The sequence below is a fragment of the Sphingobacterium sp. UDSM-2020 genome (assembly GCF_016132525.1).
GTDB lineage: Bacteria > Bacteroidota > Bacteroidia > Sphingobacteriales > Sphingobacteriaceae > Sphingobacterium > Sphingobacterium anhuiense.
The window spans coordinates 819,118-840,745 of sequence record NZ_CP066166.1; the positions used below are offsets into that span (position 1 = coordinate 819,118).

A 21,628-nucleotide genomic window follows, 5' to 3' on the forward strand; every position below is an offset into this window, starting at 1 on the left:
AAAAACTAAATTACCTTATACATCCATTTCATTCATTCAATTAACGTTGCGATTTTCCTAACAACAACATCAAATAATATTGACATCCAAATAAAAGACTGCCAATGACCAAATGAGTTGTCTGTGCGAATGCAGGAACAGCAAATCTTGCCAGGATAATACCCGATAACATCTGAATACCTACTAAAATAAAGAGTAGCGTACCAAACCTTGCTTGAACTGTACTGCTACTAAATTTTGTACGCACTAAAAAGAACAATACAATTACTAAAATCAAAGAACTATATGCTAGCCAACGATGTATTTCAAAATGTTGGCCAATATTTTGTATAAAATCTTCCCTAGGCATACCGGAAGCTGTCAACATATCAACAATTTCCCGTACTTCTGTTCCGAAGACAACCTGCACTAACATCAACACTAAAGAGATGATGGCAAGCATTTTTAATCCACTGGAATCTCGGTTAATCAGGATTGACTTATCCCGTAATGTTGTTGCTTTAAAGTAGGTATAGATGGAGATTGCTACAATAACCAATGCAAGAAGCATGTGTACTGTAATCACCCAAGGAGTTAAATTAGTTGAAACAACTATCGAACCCAACCAAGCTTGAACGACAACAACAAAAACATTAACCACCGACCAAATAAAAATTGATCGTTTCGATTTAATATAGGTAAAAGAATAGATGGCTGTAAACAATAAACAAAAGCCAGCAACAACACCAACTAAACGATTGGCATATTCTGTCCATGTTTTTGCTACATTAAACTCCTCATGTTCAAGAATACTTTTGTCATGACGAATTTTAGTTGCCAAATCACGATAGCCAAAGAATTCAATCATCTTGGCAAATCGCTCATTTTTCTTAGCTCTACCTGTTATATAATGTTCTTCATAACCAACCGGCAACTGTGATACATCCGTAGGAGGAATAATCCGATTAAAGCATTTAGGCCAATCGGGACATCCCATTCCGGACCCCGTACTACGTACAACACCTCCAGCTACAATCACTAAAAACAAAACAACTATTGTAATGAAATTGGATCGAATAAAACGCTTTTCAGCAGCTGGAAACATATCTTTTACCTTTTTGGTTATCAATAATATTTAGAGTAAGTCATTTCGCACAACTTACTCTAAATATCGTTTTTAATTATTTTTTATTTTGAGCATCCCATTCTGTCTGGATACGCTCAGCTTCTTCATTACCTTCAAAATCATGAAGGAAATTAGAGCTCATTGTTTCTGAGAAAGGTACAGTCTGAGGAATAAAATCTTCATCATGTCCTGGCTTACTGTAATCATACGGCCAACGGTGTACTGTTGGGATCTCTCCTGGCCAGTTACCATGGATATGTTCTACTGGAGTAGTCCACTCTAATGTATTGGACTTCCAAGGATTCTGAGGAGCTCTTTCTCCAAAGAAAATGGAGTAGAAGAAGTTGAACAAGAAAGCTACTTGACCTAAACCTGCAACAATAGCAGCCCAAGTAATTAACATGTTAACTGAAACCCATTTCTCCATGAAGGCAAACTCTGTAAATGCATAGTAACGACGTGGAACCCCATCTATACCCATAAAGTGCATTGGGAAAAATACCAAGTAAGCACCGATAAATGTCATCCAGAAGTGTAAGTAACCCAATTTAGTGTTCATCATACGACCAAACATTTTAGGGAACCAGTGGTAAACACCACATAGCATACCGAAGATCGAAGCAGATCCCATTACCAAGTGGAAGTGGGCTACAACAAAGTAAGTATCGTGCAAGTTGATATCTAATGCTGCATTACCTAAGAATAATCCTGTAAGACCACCTGAGATAAAGAAAGATACTAAACCAATAGCAAACATCATCGCTGGAGTGAAACGGATGTTACCTCTCCATAATGTCGCCATGTAGTTAAATGCTTTTACCGCAGAAGGAACTGCAATGATTAATGTTGTGATCATAAATACACCTCCTAAGAAAGGATTCATACCTGTCACAAACATATGGTGACCCCAAACGATAAATGATAAAACTGTAATACCAATTAACGAGTAAACCATGGCATGGTAACCAAAGATCGGTTTACGAGAGTTTGTTGAGATAACCTCCGAAGTAAGACCCAATGCAGGCATTACAACGATATAAACTTCCGGGTGACCTAAGAACCAGAATAAGTGTTGGAACAAAATTGGAGATCCACCTTCATTAGGTAAAATCTGGCCTTGAACAACTAAATCTGATAAATAGAAAGAAGTACCGAATGAACGGTCAAAAATCAATAGAACAACTGCTGATACTAATACTGGGAAAGATAACATACCTACGATGGCAGTTAAGAAGAAAGCCCAGATTGTTAAAGGCATTTTCCAAAGATCCATACCTTTAGTACGCATGTTCAAGATTGTACTTACGTAGTTAATACCACCGATCAACTGTGAAGCTACGAAAAGAACCATACTTACCAACCATAAAGTCATACCAGTAGCAGACCCTGCAATTGCTGTAGGTACTGCAGATAGCGGTGGATAAATTGTCCAACCAGCTGATGCAGGTCCACTTTCAACAAAGAAAGAAGCTATCATGATAACTGAAGCTACAAAGAACATCCAGTAGGACAACATATTCATTAAAGGAGACGCCATATCGCGTGCACCAATTTGATAAGGGATCAGTAAATTACTAAAAGTACCCGATAGACCCGCTGTTAAAACGAAGAATACCATGATGGTACCGTGAATGGTTACCAAAGAAAGGAAAAATGAAGGGTTAATACGACCACCCTCAGCCCATTTACCTAAGAATACTTCCAGAATCGGAAATTCTTTATCCGGCCACGCAAGTTGGATACGGAATAAGATGGATAAGATCATAGCAAATACCGCCATGAAAATACCCGTGATCAAAAATTGCTTAGCAATCATCTTGTGGTCACCACTGAAGATATACTTCGAGATGAATGACTCTTGATGATGTCCATGCGAATCGTGATGCTCAGCGCTATGCGAAATAACTGTACTTGACATATTCGTTTTTAAAATTCAATTATTCTAATTAATTTAATGAAGCTGTAACGTTTACGCTATCTTTTACTTGTGGAGTCTTTACTTCTTTTGTAGCAAACTCCTTTTGTACATCCTCAGTAAAATATTTATTTTGCGTCGCTAACCACGTTTTATATTCCGCTTCAGTAACTACAACTACTTTCTTAGACATACTATAGTGACCTTGTCCACAGATTTTGTTACATAACATAACGAAATCATATTTAGGATCATTCATACGCTCACGCATTTCTTCGGTAGTTACAGTAGGTGTAAATTGGAAGTAATTCGTCATACCCGGTACAGCATTGATCTGAACGCGGAAATCAGGAATGTAGAATGAGTGAATAATATCTTTGGAAATGATGTGGAAACGTACAGACTTATTAACCGGAAGCACAATATCAGCACCTTGAATATCATCCCATGAAGTTTTATCATTGAAGTCGATACCGTAAGGATTAGTCGGAGTCGTTAATTTATAATTACGTTTTCCTATCTGACCATCTAAACCTGGGTAACGCACATGCCAAGCAAATTGCTCACCCAATACTTCAATCTGAAGAGCAGATTTCTGTAAATCTTCTGGAACATTTGTAATTGATCTCCATGTAAAGAAACCAAATAATACCAATACAGTCAAAACAACAGCTGGAACGATTGTCCAGATTTTTTCAATTGTATTGTTATGTGGTAAATAGTAAGCTTTACCATTTTTCTTCATTCTATAAATGAACGTAAACGTCAGTAATAAAATGTGTGTGATAACCAACACAAATGTTGTAATAACAGTTGTGATGATAAACATCGTATCAATCTTAGCACCATGTTCTGTTACAGCATCTCTCCAAGCCATACCGCCATGGTGAGAGAATGAATAATACACACCTCCTAAGAAAACAAATAGGAAAATGAATAATAACCATGCCTGAAAACTATTTGATGCTAAAGGATTATGCTTTCTATTCATCTTATTTGTTAACTCATAGATTGAGATAACTTTACCAATAACAGCAACAACTGTACAGATAACTAAGAATAATAAAACATAATAAATGAAGTTTTTATAGACTTGAGGGTCTATCTTCTTCTCTACCTCCGCAGCTTTGGCGTCAACTTTTGTTGTAGACGTACCTGCTGACGCAGCAACTTCTGCTTTTGCAGTTGTAGCCGAATCGACAACATTTGCTCCAGCAGCTGTTGCATTAGTTGCAACAGCTTCCGTAGCTTTAGTCGTATCTACCACTACAGAATCTTGGCTTGCAAAAGATGGGACTGTGAATAACAACCCGATTGCAAGGACCAAACCTGAGATGGATTTGAATCTATTATTTAATTTAAAGCTCATTTCTTTATAACGATTTTACGTAATATCCCTTTAAAAGCGAAACTATATTTGGTGATGTAAACTCTCATCCAAGAAAGGATGATTTTTAGCTACTAAGCTTTGTTTACTCAATTTACTCATTACTAAGAATGTAAATAAACCTACAAATCCAAGTGCTGTACCAATTTCTACAATACCAAATCCATTGTGAGATTCAACTGTACCAGGCATAATCATGATATAGTAATCTAACCAATGACCAGCTAGTAATAAGATCGCAACGAATAACATGGCATTTTTCTTACGTTTTGCATCACGATCAACTAAAAGCAATAAAGGAGCTAAAAAGTTGATAACAATGTTTACCCAGAACCATAGTTTATATTCCGGCTCCCAACGTTTGTAAAAATATACAGTTTCCTCAGGCATGTTAGCATACCAGATTAAGATAAACTGTGCAAACCAAACGTAAGTCCAGAAGATAGAAAAACCAAAGATCAATTTACCTAGATCATGTAAATGATTTTCATTTACCCAGTTCATGTAACCTGCTTTTTGTAATACAATTAGAATAATTGTAATCACACAAAGACCACTAACCCACATTGCTGCAAAGTTATACCAGCCAAACATCGTAGAAAACCAATGTGCTTCTAATGACATGATGGTATCAAATGACCAAATTGGAGTTGTAAAACCAAAAATAACTAAAAATATAGCTGATAATTTAAAGCTCTTTTTGTAAGAATTTAAACCACCTTCTAAATCTTCTTTATAAGACAATTTCGCTAAGATAATGGCAAAAATACTATAAAGTCCCATAAAAATTACCTGGCGACTTAAAAAACCTGAAAAATTCAAATACCATGACTTTCCAGCGATGATACTATCATAAGCAGGGCTATTTGGATCTGTAAGACCTTCTGCATACCAGTGATGGTATAGATTGTGAGTGCTTAATCCCAATGCAACAATCACTAATAAAATGATTGACGCAATAGGCAAAATACCTGCCATAGCCTGAGGTATACGGATGATACCAGCCGACCAAGCAGACTGTGTTACATATTGTAATGCCAGGAAAAAAGCTCCAGCAGCACATACACATGTAAAATAATAACCCATCAATAATAAGTTAGCATAAGTACGCTCTACTAGAATATGATCGCCCATAAGCATTCCGTAGGCTACTGCAGCTATACCAACAACGATTGCGATGATACTGAATGTTTTTGCTTTACCAGCAAACTCGAATCGCTCGTTGAAATTATAATCGTGATGATGATTGTGAGTTCCCATTTATTTATCTGATGTTAGATTATTTCTTTTGTAATTCATGAACGTACATAACAACTTCCCAACGTTCTTCAGGAGACAACTGCGATGCATGCGATCCCATTGAGTTGTGACCGTAATAAATCGTATGGTAAATCTTACCATCTGTCAAATCAGCCATCATACCGCCACGAGAAGAATTTGCAGCATCCGTTTTGTGATAAGACGGTGGATTAGGGAAATTCTCAAGCTTACGTGTGCCTCTAGAATCTGTAATTTCACGGTCTTTTGTAATAGAACCATCACCTTTACCTTCTGGTCCGTGACACACAGCACAGTAAGTAGTAAACAAAGCCTGGCCTTTTTCAAGTCTAGCTTGTGTTAACTCAAAAGGGTTAGTAACTTCACGTCCTGCGCGTTCGTAATCTTCCAAAGTATTAGCATATTCAAATCTGGTAAAACCGATCGGATCTGTACCTTTTGGAGGTGTTTGTGCAGTTTGCTTGTTTTTAAAATTCTCGTTTGGTTGATCTGGATTGAAAGCAATCGGATCGTACATGTTGCGAGAAAACTCCCAACCTGTACTACGAGTAGTCTTGTCACCACAAGAAGAAACGACTGCTGTCAACGACAGAGCTGCACATACTGTAACTAGTAAATTCTTCTTATTCATAACTAACATATTTTCTATCATTGTACTTAACTTCTACAGCACCGGCTTCTTTCAATAAAGAATCGATCAAAGCATGGTCTGTGTTCTCACGAGCATCTATAGCGATAACGAAACGATCATCTGTAGCTCTTAAATCCATTACGCGAGGTGTACGTCCCGGGAATAAATGATTGCGATAAAAGAAAGTTGCAACCATACCCAAGGCACAGATTAAAATAGTAACCTCAAATGTTACTGGAACAAAGTTCGGGATAGCGAATGATGGTTTACCGCCGATATTCATTGGCCAGTCGTGTACCATTGTATAGTACAATAAACTGAATCCTAATGTTGTTCCTAGTGCTCCAAAGCAAAATGCTGCAATAGGCAAACGCGAAGGTTTAACGCCCAATTTATCTTCAATACCGTGAATTGGCATTGGAGTAAAGCAATCATAGATGCTTACATTATTTTTCTGCAATTTGTCGATCCCATGCATCATTTCATCCGGATCAGCAAAACTACCTAATATATATTTTGTATTGCCCATTGCTATTATTTTAACTCTTTAATTTCTTGTTCTGTTACCGAATCATATTTACCTAAAGAATCTCTAAAGTATTCCACTTGTTCAGCTGGGAATGCGCCTTCTTTAACCAATTTCGTTTTTTGTTGTAAACTAGAGCTTTTCAGCAATAATTTAACCTCTGCAATCGCGATACCTGGTAAGAAACGTAAGAACAATAAGAACAATGTAAAGAATAAGCCGATCGATCCAACGAAAATACCAACATCTGTCCAAGTTGGGTAAAACATAGCCCAAGATGAAGGTAAATAATCACGGTGTAATGAAGTCACGATAATTACGAAACGTTCAAACCACATACCGATGTTTACCACGATCGATAAGATCCATGAAATAGGAATACTCGTACGGATTTTCTTAAACCAGAATAATTGTGGAGAAATTACGTTACAAGTCATCATTGACCAGTAAGCCCAAGCATAAGGACCAAACATACGGTTTTGGAAAGCGTACATTTCGTACTCAGATTGTGAATACATCGCGATGAATAACTCTGTTAAATATGCAATACCAACGATAGAACCTGTCGTCATGATAATTTTATTCATGGCTTCAATGTGGAACATCGTGATATAATTCTCAAAATTCATTACTTTACGTAAGATCAACAATAAAGTCTGCACCATTGCAAAACCTGAGAAGATCGCACCAGCAACGAAGTATGGAGGGAAAATTGTTGTATGCCATCCTGGGATAACAGAAGTTGCAAAGTCAAAAGATACAATCGTGTGTACCGAAAGTACCAATGGAGTTGAGATACCTGCCAAGATAATTGACACAATCTCAAAACGTTGCCAAGTTTTTACTGATCCGTTCCAACCGAAAGACAATACAGAATAAATCTTTTGTCTTAAACCAGTAGCACGGTCACGGATAGTCGCGATATCCGGTAATAAACCACAGTACCAGAATACTAAGGATACCGTGAAGTATGTAGAGATCGCAAATGCATCCCATACTAATGGTGAGTTAAAGTTAACCCATAAAGATCCGAACTGGTTTGGCAAAGGGAAAATCCAGTATGCTAACCAAGGACGCCCCATGTGAGCTACAACATACGTTGCGGCACAGATAACGGCGAAGATCGTCATCGCCTCTGCCGAACGGTTGATGGAGTTACGCCAGTTCTGGCGGAAAATTAATAATACGGCCGAAATTAACGTACCTGCGTGACCGATACCTACCCACCATACAAAGTCGGTGATATCCCAAGCCCAGCCTACAGTTTTGTTCAGACCCCAAGCGCCGATACCTGTCCAAAAGGTATAACTAACGCTGACTACCCATAATAAAGCACCTAATACGGCTACAGTGAATCCGATCCACCATGCTTTATTCGGTTTATTTTCAACCGGTAGTAAGATATCATCCGTAATTTTAGCATACGTAATGTCCTTACCGGTCATTAATGGTTCTCTTAATATTGATTCGTTATGCGATGACATAGTATTTTTATTTCAAATAATGAACAAGATTACGCCTCAAAAGTGTTTCTAACTTTTGTCATATAACCGATACCCGGCTGTACATTGATTTCCTCAAGTACGTAATAAACACGCTCATTGCGTAATGCTTTAGATACTTCTGATTCTGGATCATTAGCATCACCAAAGATAATCGCATTTGCAGAACATGCTTGTTGACACGCCATTTGGATATCGCCGTCTTTTACTTTACGGTTCTCCATTTTCGCATGTAATTTACCCGCTTGGATACGTTGGATACACATCGAACATTTCTCCATAACCCCACGTGAACGTGTCGTTACATCTGGATTCAATACCAATTGTGTAAACTCATTATTCAAGTAGTTGTCAAAACGTGAATCATTCCAGTAGTTAAACCAGTTAAAACGACGTACTTTATATGGACAGTTATTCGCACAGTAACGTGTTCCGAAACATCTGTTGTAAGCCATATGGTTCAAACCTTCTGATGAGTGAACAGTAGCTAATACTGGACATACTGTCTCACATGGTGCATGTGCACAATGTTGACATAACATCGGTTGGTGAACAACGGTTACATTTTCGAAACTATTCAGTTTTTCAATATCCGCTTCTTTTGTATATTCTTTACCATCCTCTTCGATAGTGTAGTAACGGTCAATACGTAACCAGTGCATCTCACGACGACGGCGAACCTCATCACGACCTACAACAGGAATATTGTTTTCTACGTTACAAGCAACGATACAAGAACCACAACCTGTACATGCATTTAAATCGATTGCCATCACCCATTTGTGACCTGGTTGCTCATACTTGTTCCACAAATCATATGTTTTGTGTTTATCTGTAAAGCGGCCTGACTCTGAGTTAGGATCTTTTAAATATTTAGCGAAAGTAGTTTCACGAATGATGTTACGACCTTCGATTGTGTGGTGTGTTTGTGTTTGCGCTAATTGATAGATCGTATTCGCTTTAGCGATAGTTGCTTTAGCTACAAACTGAATTGTACCATTAACTAAGCTTGCAAAAGGGTAAGCATTTTTACCTACATTATTACCAGCCTTACCAACTTTAGTACGTCCGTAACCGATGGCTACTGAAACAGTACCCAAAGCTTGTCCCGGTTGTTGAACAACTGGTAACTCAACTTTGTAACCATTAGCTTCAACAGTAACTGTTGCATCTTCACCCAATCCTAATTTCTCAGCATCTTTAGGGTTAATAGCAGCATAGTTGTCCCAAGTTACTTTTGAAACCGGATCAGGAACTTCTTGTAAGTAGGCATTATTTGCATATCTACCGTCACGTAAAGCACTTGATTCATACAATTTCAATTCGAACTCACCAACTACTGTTTTAGCAGCCGCGATAGCAGCACTAGCAGCAGCCTCTACATTACCAGCGAATGAATAAGAAGCTGCAGTTTTTGCACCTTTATATTCAAATCCAGTTTGCAAAACGCTATTCCAGTTCTTTGTACTTCCAGCTAAAATAGTTGAAGTCCAAAGGTTTTTAACGAATGAATAGATATCTGTTGTATCACCCGCCCAAACCAATAAAGATTGATCCGCTTGACGTGTGTTAAATACAGGATTAATTGTCGGTTGAACGATTGAGAATAAACCTTCTTTTGGAGAAGCATCACCCCAAGACTCCAAGAATGTATTTGTTGGAGCAATAGCAGTCAATTCTGAAGCTGTTTCATCAGCACGTTGAGAGAAAGATAATGTAAAATCAACTTTCTTCAATGCAGCTTTCACGTCTTCAGCTTTGAAATAATCATAAACAGGGTTACTGTTTAAGAATAAAGCAACACCTACCTGACCTGCATTTGCGTTTGTCAAGAATTGTGAAAATACAACGTCTGAACCTTGATGTTGTTTAGAGAAATTATCTAAATCAATTGTCGATCCGTATGAAGCTAATGCACTGTTGATCGCATTTGCTAATGTTTGAATGTTAATATCATTCGAACCAGCAACCACAACAGCAGCACCTTTGTTCGCTAACAATTCTTTTGCCGCTAAAGTAACCGCAGTTTGTGCTCTTTTTGCAGCAATACCACCTGCTAAAGAAGAACCTGTAATTGCATTATACAATGAAATTAAAACAGCTGCTTCTTCCGAAGGTTTAATTGCGATACGCACATCGGCATTTGAACCGGTCATACTTAGACCCGACTCAAACTGAATGTGACGTGACATCTTACCATTTTTCAATGATTTGTAATCACGGTTTTTAATATATTGCTGTGTATGCTCCTCGCCCGCTAACCAAGTTCCTAAGAAATCAGCTGCTACTGAAACAACAACATTTGCTTTTTCAAAATTGTATGAAGGAACAACTGCTTTACCAAAGGAGTTTTTATTCGCTTCAATAATAGCGCTATAAGAAACAGCGTCTACTTGAACCAAATTAGTCGTTGGGTACTTCGCCGTTAATTTAGCGATTGCAGCCAATGTAGTAGGACTATTTACTGTGCTTGCAACAATAGTAATTTGTTTTCCAGCAGTAGCTGCTGCATTTAAAGCAGCGATAACAGTACTATCTAATTTAGACCATTCAACATCCTGCCCTTTTATTTGGGCTGTTTTTAATTTAGACTCATCATATAAGTCTAAAACTGATGCTGCAGTTCCCGAATCTGTACCTTGATTTAAACCAATTGCGTTCGGGTTTGCCTCTACGTTAATAGGACGACCTTCACGCGTTCTTACTAAGATACTCTGACCGTTAAAAGTCGAAGTATAAAAGTTAGGAATACCTGGAGTAATTTCCTCTGGTTTAATTAAATAAGGAACTGCTTTATGCACAGGAGTGCTGTTACAAGCTGCTAAAGTAACAGCCCCAACACCAAAACCTAATGCTTTTAAGAAGTCACGGCGAGGAGTTTTTGTACTCAACCCTGCTTCATTTAAGACATCTTCTACAGGAATAGATTCGGCAAACTCACCCTTGCTTTTTTCTACAAAAGCAGGTGTTTGTTTCAATTCTTCCAAACCTTTCCAATATTTTTTATTGCTATCCATTTAAGCTGTATATAAGATTGCGTATTTCTGAATAATTATTAATAGTGACATTTACCACACTCAAGACCACCGATCATCGCCGCTGTCATTTTTTCACCTTTTTTGATGCTTTCATGAGCTTTGATTAAGTCTTCGTAGTATTTGTTATCTGATTTCACATCTGTTGCCTTATGACAATCCACACACCATTTCATTGTTAATGGCGAGTATTGGTATACTTCTTCCATTGTTTCAATAGGTCCGTGACAAGTCTGACACTCTACTCCTGCTACTGTAACGTGTTGTGAGTGGTTAAAATAAGCAAAATCTGGCAAGTTGTGAATACGAACCCACTGAATCGGCTTAGGATTGTTTCCGTAAGTACGAGTCTCTGGATTAAAATCCAATGCGCGGTAGATTTTTGCAATCTCAGGTGAAATTTCACCATCATAATGCTCAGAACCAGTAATCGTATTGTGACAGTTCATACAAACATTTGCAGAAGGAATAGATGCATTTTTAGATTTAAAAGCACCACCGTGACAATATTGACACTCAATTTTGTTTACACCTGCGTGTAATTGGTGCGAGAATTTAATCGGTTGAACCGGCTGATAACCTGTGTGAACACCTACGTTCCACATGGTTTTCCAACCACCAACAGCCAATAAAGCAACAAGCATTAATACAGCAAATCCGACTAATTTCTTGTTCTTAACAAAAGCTTTAGCAAAAGCAAGGAATTTAGAACTCGTTTGAGGCTCCTCTTCTGCTTCAACAGCAGCTTGATTTGTTGCGATAACCTTCTCTAAAGTACGGATGACACGGTTTAAAACAACGATAACAACAATTGCCAAAACAACTACACCTATTAATCCGAAGATCATAAACAAGTTAGCATTGTCATCTTTCGCAGCTCCACCACCTGTAGAACCAGCTTCTTTAGGTTTTTCAACAGACTCAGCTTTAATATAAGCCAATACCGACTTAATATTATCATCTGATAAATCTGTAAAAGAAGTCATCACAGATTTATTGTACTCCTCAAAAATTGCAATTGCATCGGCATCACCGGAAGCAATTAAAGCTTGAGAGTTTTTAATCCATTTAATCAACCACTCTTCAGACTTAGTTTCGGTAATACCTTTTAAGGCAGGACCAACAACTTTTCTATCAACTTTGTGACAGCTCGTACACTTTGCTTTGAAGATTTTTTCACCTTCCTTGACATCTTGCGCATGCAGCGTCGTAACGGCAAACAACAGCACCAAACTCATTGACGCTATCCTCGCAAGTTTTCCCAAAACGGATGAGATATTTCTCATATTTAACACTTTATACTATTTATTTGTGAATATAAAAATTTAAACACCATTCTAAACAGAGCACACTCTGCCTAGTAATGCCACAAAAGTATAACTTATTAATAAATCCCTGACAATTTTGTGACGTTATTTATCAATTTATAATCGTTCTAAATTATTTTAAAATGACTATTTAATGCAGATTTAAACCACCTCTTGTACTTCAAGGCGGAAATTGATAAGCCTCAAATTTAAGATATCAATAGGACATAAAAAAATTCAAAACTGCCCGAAAGTGTTTCTTGATAACAGTATGCTGACAAAGAATTGATTAGAGAATTGTAACTTTACGGATATGCAGTTATCATGAAAAAATTAGTATTTTTATATGGCTTGATTTTTTTAATAACCTCCTGTAATGCACAGACGCATCAAGCTCCAAAACAAACATCAATCTTTAAGACAATGGAAGATTCAACAAAATATAACAAATTAACGCCAGAAGAGGAACATGTTATTGTTCACAAAGGAACGGAGCGTCCCTACACGGGCACCCTACTGGATAATAAAACAAAAGGAACTTACGTTTGCAAAAGATGCAACGCGGCACTTTATCGTTCGGAAGATAAATTTGATTCGCATTGTGGCTGGCCTAGTTTTGATGATGAAATCAAAGGGGCCATACGAAAAGAAACAGATGCAGATGGAAGAAGAACAGAAATTCTGTGTAACGCATGCGGAGCACACCTCGGGCATGTTTTCATCGGCGAAAGATTGACCGATAAAAACACACGTCATTGTGTCAACTCCATTTCTATGGTATTTGTAGCAGATACTATTGCTTCAAAATAGAAGATTCACGTATTTTCAATTCGCAGGGTAGTGTCAGATGTTTAATTGATTTGGCTTTACCCTGCAATTTTAGCAATAAAATATTGATAATGTGATCCGCAATTTCTTCAATAGGTTGCGAAACAACAGTGATGGCAGGTTCGTGCAATTTAAATACCGTATGATCATCAAATGCAATTAGTGCCGGTAATTTATAATTATGTTTCTTCCCAGACTTAAGTCCTGTAATTGCCAAATAATTAGTTGCAAATAAAACAGCATCCAGGCGGTTATCTACAATAAACTCATGTAAGTCATCTATTGCCTCTGCTTCTGATGCGTCCAGTTGTATTTTCTTGATGTATACCTGCTTCTTAAATTGATCCATACCTTTCATGTAGCCATCTAGGCGATCCCGCATTTGGGTCTGATCAGAGTATAACGAGACTAGACCGATGCGTTTATAGCCCTGCTCATTAAAATGAACGGTAGCATCAAAGGCGCCTTGAAAATTATCAGCAATAACATAATCTGTTTCCACATCCGGCAAATAGCGGTCAAATAAAACAACAGGTACATTAGATTGAATCAAATTAGAAATTGTCTCCTCAATTCCTTCGGAAGGTGTAATGATGAAACCATCAACCTGTCGATCATTGAACATACCGATCAGCTCTTTGGTCTTCTCGCTATCATTATTGGTACTACAATAGATAATCCGATACCCTTGCTCATAAACTTTAGTTTCAATCAAACGCGCGATATTACCAAAGAATGGATTTGAAATATCTTCAATGATGAGACCGATAATTTTCGTTTTACCTGTACGTAAACTTTTAGCAAGTTCATTAGGTTTATAGCCGACTTTTTTAACATAATCAAGAACTCGCTTTGTCAATGACTCACTTATACGCTTCTCCTTGGCTTTGTCATTCAATATAAAAGATACCGTAGTAACCGAAACCCCTAAAGCCTTTGCTATATCACTGATCAAAATTCTCTTCTTCATTAAGTATAGTGTGTTTATAATATGAGTTACTAATCTAAAAAAAAATAAAGTAATAACGCCATATATTGTAAAAATATTTAAGCTAAAAGGATTTATTAAGCAAAAAAAATGCTATATTTCACCCCTAAATAAGATCAAACTAATTAATTATGATTCAATTGAATTACAATAAAATTTTATTAAGTATTCTTGCATTATCGCCATTAAGTTCAATGGCTCAACAAAATTTGACTCAATATGTGAACCCTTTTATCGGTTCCGAAGATCATGGACACGTATTTGTCGGTGCCAATGTACCATTAGGAGCTGTACAATTAGGTCCATCTCAGATTGCACAGACCTGGGATCAGTTTAATGGCTGGGACTGGTGCAGTGGTTACAATTATAAAAGCAAAGAAATTTTGGGTTTTACCCATACACATCTTAGTGGTACCGGTATTGGCGATCTTAATGATATTATGATTGTACCTGCAAACGGTAAAGTACAGTTAAAACCTGCAGAGTTTAACAAGATGGGTACCGGCTATGGATCTAGCTTTAAAAAAGAAAATGAAATAGCCCAGCCTGGATTTTACAGTGTTCTATTAGACGATTACCAAGTTCAGGCAAATCTAACAGCAACTGAGCGTGTTGGCTATCATCAGTATGTCTATAATAAATCGGACAATGCCCACTTATTCATCGACCTTTCTTTTAAGATGAACTGGGATAAAACAACAGACTCGTACATTAAGCAAATCAATGACAGCACATTTGTCGGATACCGCTTTTCTTCAGGATGGGCAAGTGACCAAAAAGTATATTTTGCTTTAAAAACATCTGTTCCTATCCAAAAAGTGCAGTTTTATGAGGAGAACAGTCAAAAATTAGGTTCTTCTACCGTAAAAGGTCAAGCTATTAAAGCTGCTTTATTTTTTGATGCTGTAAAAAATAAAACCATTGAAGTGAAGGTTGGTCTTTCATCTGTAAGTACGACAAATGCTTTAGAAAACATACAGGTGGAAATGCCGAACTGGAATTTTGCAGATGCGAAGAAACAGGCAAATGACAAATGGAACAGCACTTTAAATAAAATTCAATTTGAAGGAGATGCAGATACCAAAACCATTTTTTATACCGCATTGTATCATACCTATTTTGCACCGACCATCTTTAATGATGCAAATGGTGATTATCTAGGTACAGACAAACAAGTGTACGAAAAACAGGATTTTACCAACCATACCGTCTTCTCTTTATGGGATACTTACCGTGGACTTCACCCTTTAATGAATTTACTGGAGGATCGTAAGATCAATCAGGATTTTATTAAAACCATGCTGGCGATTTATCAGCAACAGGGAAAATTACCGGTATGGCATTTACAAGGTAATGAGACCAATACTATGGTTGGATTACCGGCAATACCAGTAGTAGCTGATGCAGTTATCAAAGGGATTTTAGATGAGAAAGATTACGAATTGGCTTGGGAAGCAGTAAAAACCACCGCAATGGGTTATGAAAACGGCTTAAAATTCGTACGTGACTTAACTTATATTCCAATTGACAGCATGGATCATGAATCTGTAGCTTGGGCATTAGAATATGCTATTGCAGATTATAGTGCTTACAAAATGGCGGTGAAATTAGGCAAAACAGAAGATGCTGCATATTTTGAGAAGAGATATAAGCTTTATGAGCAATATTTTGATAAAGAAGTAGGACATTTTGTGGGAAGAAAAGCTAACGGTGAGTTTAGAAGACCATTCAACGCATTGATGGCTAAGCACCGTGAAAACGATTACTGTGAGGGTAATGCATGGCAATACACCTGGTTAGTTCCACAAGATGTAAAAGGCCTAATCAATCTTTTTGGAGGCGATAAAAACTTCTTGAAGAAACTTGACGAGTTCACAACAATGTCTTCCGATCTGGGCGGAGAAGCTTCAAATGATATTACTGGTCTTATCGGTCAATATGCTCAAGGCAATGAACCCAATCACCATGTCCCTTACCTGTATGCATATGCAGGAGAAGCTTGGAAAGGTTCTGCACTTGCCCGTAAAGCCATGATGGAATTTTACACAAGCAAACCTAATGGTTTGTGTGGTAATGACGATGCTGGACAGATGAGTGCTTGGTATGTGTTTTCAGCAATGGGTATGTATCCATTAAATCCAATCAGCGGTGTCTATGTTTTCGGATCACCGATGATGGAAAAAGCTACGATTACCCTTCCAAATGATAGGCAGTTAACGATACAGGTTAAAAACCAAGCGAAGAAAAACAGCTACATCAAAAGTATCAAACGCAACGGTGCATCTTATTCCAAATCATTTATCACTTATGAAGAAGTTCTAAAAGGTGGTACAATCGAAATTGAAATGAGCAGTACACCAAACAAAAATTGGGGTAAAACGCCACAGGATAGACCTATTGCAGTCGACAATTAATCTGCAAGTCTGTCAGGCCACTATTTATGGAATAGCTTTTGATAATAATCAACAAAAGGAGATTAAAAATGTCAGAATTAAACAACAACATCAATATCCAAGATATTGAAGACGGAAATAATCAGCAAGATTTCTATACAAATTTCAAAGAAAAATTGATTGCTGTAGAACAATTTCCATCCTTGTACAAATTCAAATTCATTGTAAAAGCCGATTTGGAGAAAATAGAGCAAGTAAAACAAGTATTTACGCATGCAAGCACCAAATACGCGGAAAAAGAATCATCAGGTGGTAAATACAAGTCCATCACCGTAGAGACTTTTGTCAATAATGCCGATGAAGTAATTGATTATTACAAAGAAGTATCTAAAATAGAATCCGTTATCATGTTATAACAAATGAAAACAGGCTGTCAAATAGACAGCCTGTTTTTTTTAGCAAAAAAAGCTCACTTTTCAGTGAGCTTTTTATATGATTAAGTTTTTAAAACTTACGCTTGTGGAGCTGCGTCAGCAGCAGGTTTATCTTCACGAGGAGGACGAGGCAATAAAGCTTTACGAGAAAGTTTCAATTTACCTTGTTTGTCGATATCCAATAATTTAACCGTTACTTTATCACCTTCAGTAAAGATTCCATCCATCGTTTCAAAACGTTTCCAATCAATCTCAGAGATGTGTAATAAACCATCTTTTCCTGGCATGATTTCAACGAAAGCACCAAAAGGCATAATAGACTTCACTTTACCTTCGTAAGTAGCACCTACCTCAGGTTTAGCCGCGATATTTTTAATACGTGTACTTGCATCATCAATAGCAGCTTTATTGTCTGCAAAGATCTGAACGATACCTTTACCGTCTACTTCTTCAATAGAAATAGTAGCACCAGTTTCACGTTGCATTTCTTGGATAATTTTACCACCTGGACCGATGATAGCACCAATAAATTCTTTATCGATAATGATCTGAACAATACGAGGAGCATGAGGTTTGTAATCTTCACGTGGCTCAGAAATTGTTTTCTTCATTTCACCTAAGATATGAAGACGAGCCTCTTTAGCTTGATCCAAAGCTTGTGTCAAAACTTCCCATTTCAATCCATTGATCTTTAAGTCCATTTGACAAGCAACAATACCTTTTTCAGTACCCGTTACTTTAAAATCCATATCACCTAAATGATCTTCATCACCTAAAATATCTGAAAGAATTGCATACTTACCTGTTTTCTCATCCGAGATTAAACCCATAGCGATACCAGAAACTGGAGCCTTCAATTTAATACCCGCATCTAATAATGCTAATGTACCAGCACAAACAGTTGCCATTGAAGAAGAACCGTTAGATTCTAAAATATCAGAAACAACGCGGATCGTGTAAGGGTTTTCAGTATCAGCAGGCAATACTCGTTTCAATGAACGTAATGCTAAATTTCCGTGACCTACTTCACGACGACCTGGACCTCTATTTGGTCTAGCCTCACCTGTAGAGAAAGCCGGGAAATTGTAGTGTAAGATAAATTTGTTATAACCGTTGATGAAAGCACCATCGATCATTTGTTCTGCATCTTTAGCACCTAAAGTAACAGAAGTCAATGATTGTGTTTCACCACGTGTAAATACAGCCGAACCGTGAGCCGCAGGTAAATAATTTACTTCTGACCAGATTGGACGTACAGTACGTACATCACGTCCATCAAGACGTTTTCCTTCGTCCAATACTAAATTACGAACTGCATCGTATTGTACATCATGGAAATATTTTTTGAATAAGAATTTTGTATCCTCATCCAATTCTTCTGGAAGTGTCGCTCTGAATTCTTCAGCAATTTTTGCGAAGGCTTCAGAACGGTCATGTTTTGCAGAAGCAGAAGCTGCTACAGCATATACTTTATCGTATGTCGCACTGAAAATTTCAGCTCTCAAAGTCTCATTAGTTGGCTCGTGGTTATACTCACGTTTTACATTTTTACCGACTAAATTTGCTAATTCAACTTGAGCAGCAACTTGTTTTTTGATCGCCTCATGCGCAAAAGCAATTGCTTCTACCATTTCAGCCTCAGAAATTTCACTACACTCACCTTCAACCATACCGATATCTTGAGCAGAACCAGCTACGATAAATTCTAAAGTTGCTCTTTCTAATTCAGACATTTTTGGGTTAATCACCAATTGGCCATCGATCTTAGCAACGCGAACCTCAGAAATAGGTCCATTGAAAGGAATATCAGAAACCGCAATAGCAGCAGAAGCCGCTAAACCAGCTAATGCATCAGGCATAATATCTTTATCTGCAGAGATCAAAGAGATCATTACTTGCGTATCTGCATGATAGTTTTCAGGGAATAAAGGACGTAAAGCTCTATCTACCAAACGAGAGATTAAGATCTCATAATCTGACAAACGCGCCTCACGACGTAAGAAACCGCCAGGAATACGGCCTGTAGCCGCGTATTTCTCTTGGTAATCTACTGACAAAGGTAAAAAGTCAACTCCAGATTTCGCTTCTTTAGCAGAAACGACTGTTGCTAAAAGCATCGTATCACCTTGTTTTAAAACTACTGCACCATCAGCCTGTTTAGCCAATTTACCAGTAGAAAGTTCGATCTGGGAGCCATTGCCCATATCAATTACTGTTTTGATTTCGTTATAACTCATTCGTTGTTATTTGCGATATGCTTTTCATCTTTTGGCAGCATACCTATATTAAAAATATTTTAATTTCATCGCAAAGATAAGGTAAAATATTTATAATCAAACTGACGTAAGTTGCATTTATGACAGTAATTATCATGCTACCCTTAACCATTGAAGGTGGTTTTATAATAATAAGTAGCATAAAATCATCATTTCAAAATTTAGCGACAAAAAAAAAAGCCATCTCCAAAGAGACGGCTTTCTAAAGTTTTTATAACTAAAAGCTTATTTGATGATATCACGTAAACCAAGACCTTTAATGATCGCACGGTAACGGTTGATGTCAGTTTTGTACAGGTAAGCTAATAATGAACGACGTTTACCTACTAACATTTGTAGGGCACGTTGTGTGTTAAAATCTTTTCTGTTTTTTTTCAAATGCTCAGTTAAGTGAGCAATTCTCTTAGTGAATAAAGCTACTTGTCCTTCTGTAGAACCTGTGTTCGTTGCCGAACCTGCAAATTCCGCGAAGATATCTGCTTTGTACTCTTTACTTAAATACATCTCTGAAATAATATTAAAGCGTTAAAAATTTTTGTTAATTGACTGCAAAGGTAGCACTTAAACTTTAATCTGCAAAGAAAATGAAGATTAAAATTTAAGTAGTAACGCAGTAATATTAAATTGCCACTTTAATAGGCACCTAGTAATTTACATAAAGTTTAAATCAATTGAGGGACAAAACACCTGATAACAATAAACTTAAAATTCGCTCTGCATTAATAAGGAATGCCTTAAACTTTCACATAGATTTTCTTTTTATCCAAGTAATAGCATATACCCCACATCAAGGCCAAAAAGCATAACGAGTAAAAGAAAGAACCGACCTCTGGTGGGCCTGGTAAAGGTTTGCAGATTGTTGTATAAAACCAGGTAAATGCGTTGGTGTATAAAACAGTTCCATCATCTCCTACCCCATCCGGAATACGGATCAGCCCTACCAATCGCGGTAAAACACCACTTAGCACAAAGATAAAAAGTGGGTTTTTGCCAAACACATCAAAAAATTTAGTCAAACCATTTTTCACACCTTGTACTTCAACAAACCAGATCATTCCACCGATGGTCATAATTCCTAATCCCGTTGTGTACAGTACATAAGAACTTGTCCATATTTTTTTGTTGATCGGAAAACCTAATGACCAGATCCATGCTAAAACCACCAGAATAAACCCCGTTACAAATAACCCTGAAAGTAATTTGAAATGAGGCTCTTTACTTTCAGGAACCTTAGACCATAACCAATCTACCTGCCCTTGCTTCTTGATATAAGTACCGGCAAGATAACCGAAAACGACTTGTACAATAGTCGGTAATGTACTCATCAGGCCTTCAGGATCAAAAGGCACACCTTCTCCCTTATAAATATGAGCTACTCCCAATAGCTGTATATCAATCGGAGTGCCAAACCAACCTGCAAGGCTATAAGGATCTCCTGCCTGTCCAGCAAAAGCACAAATAGCCCAATAAGCCAATAACATAACAGCAGAAATCCAGATCAACGCCTTCTCTTTAAAGTAATAAGCCAGAATAGAAGCAAAACAATACGCCAAAGCAATGCGCTGAAGTACACCTAATATCCGGATGCCCTTTTCAGGATTATTTGGATTTACCCAATGTTTCAAACCAAGTGTATCACCGTCCCACTGCACAAACGGAGCCCAGTTAAGGAATAAACCAATAGCAAAAATCAAAACCGTTCTTTTGATAACTTTCTTCCAGAATACAGCATCTCCAGCTTCCTGAAGTCGAGGAATAACAAAAGACATGGCATTACCAACTGCAAATAGAAAAAAAGGAAAAACAAGATCTGTTGGGGAACAGCCATGCCAACCGGCATGTTTTAATGGTGCGAACATATGAGCCCATGTTCCAGGGTTATTGACCATAATCATCAGAGCAACTGTAGCTCCTCGGAATACGTCAAGTGAATAATAACGCTGTTTCATAAAATAGTTTATTTAAGGCATAAAAATAACAATTTTACCATTCACTTTTACGCGCAATTTAATTTAAAATGGCA

16 protein-coding genes are annotated in these 21,628 nt (G+C 37.4%); 3 read left to right on the forward strand and 13 right to left on the reverse strand.

What is annotated here, in order from left to right:
• Positions 1 to 40 precede the first annotated feature (40 nt).
• From JAZ75_RS03490 to JAZ75_RS03530, 9 genes are all read right to left on the reverse strand, one after another.
• Entirely contained in the window at positions 41 to 1,084 is a 1,044-nt protein-coding gene (locus tag JAZ75_RS03490; protein ID WP_132843797.1) for a COX15/CtaA family protein, read from the reverse strand.
• Between the two features lie 76 nt (positions 1,085 to 1,160).
• Entirely contained in the window at positions 1,161 to 3,023 is a 1,863-nt protein-coding gene (locus tag JAZ75_RS03495; protein ID WP_207898655.1) for a cbb3-type cytochrome c oxidase subunit I, read from the reverse strand.
• A 28-nt stretch (positions 3,024 to 3,051) separates the two neighbouring features.
• The gene (locus JAZ75_RS03500; protein WP_208700254.1) at positions 3,052 to 4,389 is read right to left on the reverse strand and encodes a cytochrome c oxidase subunit II; all 1,338 of its coding nucleotides are present in this window, start codon (positions 4,387 to 4,389) and stop codon (positions 3,052 to 3,054) included.
• A 42-nt stretch (positions 4,390 to 4,431) separates the two neighbouring features.
• On the reverse strand, positions 4,432 to 5,667 hold the full coding sequence (locus JAZ75_RS03505; protein ID WP_208700256.1) for a quinol:cytochrome C oxidoreductase: 1,236 nt from the start codon (positions 5,665 to 5,667) through the stop codon (positions 4,432 to 4,434).
• A gap of 19 nt (positions 5,668 to 5,686) precedes the next feature.
• Positions 5,687 to 6,325 carry a c-type cytochrome gene (locus JAZ75_RS03510; protein WP_380918722.1) on the reverse strand — a complete coding sequence of 213 codons (639 nt, stop codon included), beginning with the start codon at positions 6,323 to 6,325 and terminating at the stop codon, positions 5,687 to 5,689.
• Positions 6,309 to 6,845: a DUF3341 domain-containing protein gene (locus tag JAZ75_RS03515; protein ID WP_021189356.1), complete on the reverse strand. Its 537-nt coding sequence runs from the start codon at positions 6,843 to 6,845 to the stop codon at positions 6,309 to 6,311. Before JAZ75_RS03515 ends, JAZ75_RS03510 begins: the two co-directional genes overlap by 17 nt.
• A gap of 5 nt (positions 6,846 to 6,850) precedes the next feature.
• Entirely contained in the window at positions 6,851 to 8,326 is a 1,476-nt protein-coding gene (nrfD, locus tag JAZ75_RS03520) for an NrfD/PsrC family molybdoenzyme membrane anchor subunit (protein WP_021189355.1), read from the reverse strand.
• A 29-nt stretch (positions 8,327 to 8,355) separates the two neighbouring features.
• Positions 8,356 to 11,361 carry a TAT-variant-translocated molybdopterin oxidoreductase gene (locus tag JAZ75_RS03525; protein WP_208700258.1) on the reverse strand — a complete coding sequence of 1,002 codons (3,006 nt, stop codon included), beginning with the start codon at positions 11,359 to 11,361 and terminating at the stop codon, positions 8,356 to 8,358.
• 38 nt (positions 11,362 to 11,399) lie between these two features.
• Complete coding sequence (locus JAZ75_RS03530; protein WP_208700260.1) at positions 11,400 to 12,665, reverse strand: c-type cytochrome; 1,266 nt, start codon at positions 12,663 to 12,665, stop codon at positions 11,400 to 11,402.
• Between the two features lie 345 nt (positions 12,666 to 13,010).
• Here JAZ75_RS03530 and JAZ75_RS03535 point away from each other — a divergent pair, with 345 nt between their 5' ends.
• On the forward strand, positions 13,011 to 13,496 hold the full coding sequence (locus JAZ75_RS03535; RefSeq protein ID WP_168128269.1) for a methionine-R-sulfoxide reductase: 486 nt from the start codon (positions 13,011 to 13,013) through the stop codon (positions 13,494 to 13,496).
• On the opposite strand, the gene JAZ75_RS03540 is transcribed toward JAZ75_RS03535, so the two are convergent.
• Positions 13,480 to 14,484, reverse strand: coding sequence for a LacI family DNA-binding transcriptional regulator (locus JAZ75_RS03540; protein ID WP_208700261.1), 1,005 nt, complete (start codon positions 14,482 to 14,484; stop codon positions 13,480 to 13,482). The genes JAZ75_RS03535 and JAZ75_RS03540 overlap by 17 nt on opposite strands.
• A 149-nt stretch (positions 14,485 to 14,633) precedes the next feature.
• Between JAZ75_RS03540 and JAZ75_RS03545 the strand changes: the two genes are divergently transcribed.
• Entirely contained in the window at positions 14,634 to 16,916 is a 2,283-nt protein-coding gene (locus JAZ75_RS03545) for a GH92 family glycosyl hydrolase (protein ID WP_208700263.1), read from the forward strand.
• 68 nt (positions 16,917 to 16,984) lie between these two features.
• Complete coding sequence (locus JAZ75_RS03550) at positions 16,985 to 17,311, forward strand: DUF493 domain-containing protein (protein WP_021190954.1); 327 nt, start codon at positions 16,985 to 16,987, stop codon at positions 17,309 to 17,311.
• Positions 17,312 to 17,406: 95 nt separating this feature from the next.
• Here the strand turns inward: JAZ75_RS03550 and pnp are convergent, their stop codons facing one another.
• The 3 genes from pnp to JAZ75_RS03565 form a co-directional block, all read right to left on the reverse strand.
• Entirely contained in the window at positions 17,407 to 19,566 is a 2,160-nt protein-coding gene (pnp, locus tag JAZ75_RS03555) for a polyribonucleotide nucleotidyltransferase (RefSeq protein ID WP_208700265.1), read from the reverse strand.
• A 264-nt stretch (positions 19,567 to 19,830) separates the two neighbouring features.
• The gene (rpsO, locus tag JAZ75_RS03560) at positions 19,831 to 20,109 is read right to left on the reverse strand and encodes a 30S ribosomal protein S15 (RefSeq protein ID WP_021191167.1); all 279 of its coding nucleotides are present in this window, start codon (positions 20,107 to 20,109) and stop codon (positions 19,831 to 19,833) included.
• A gap of 230 nt (positions 20,110 to 20,339) precedes the next feature.
• Complete coding sequence (locus tag JAZ75_RS03565; RefSeq protein WP_208700268.1) at positions 20,340 to 21,554, reverse strand: acyltransferase family protein; 1,215 nt, start codon at positions 21,552 to 21,554, stop codon at positions 20,340 to 20,342.
• Positions 21,555 to 21,628 lie beyond the last annotated feature (74 nt).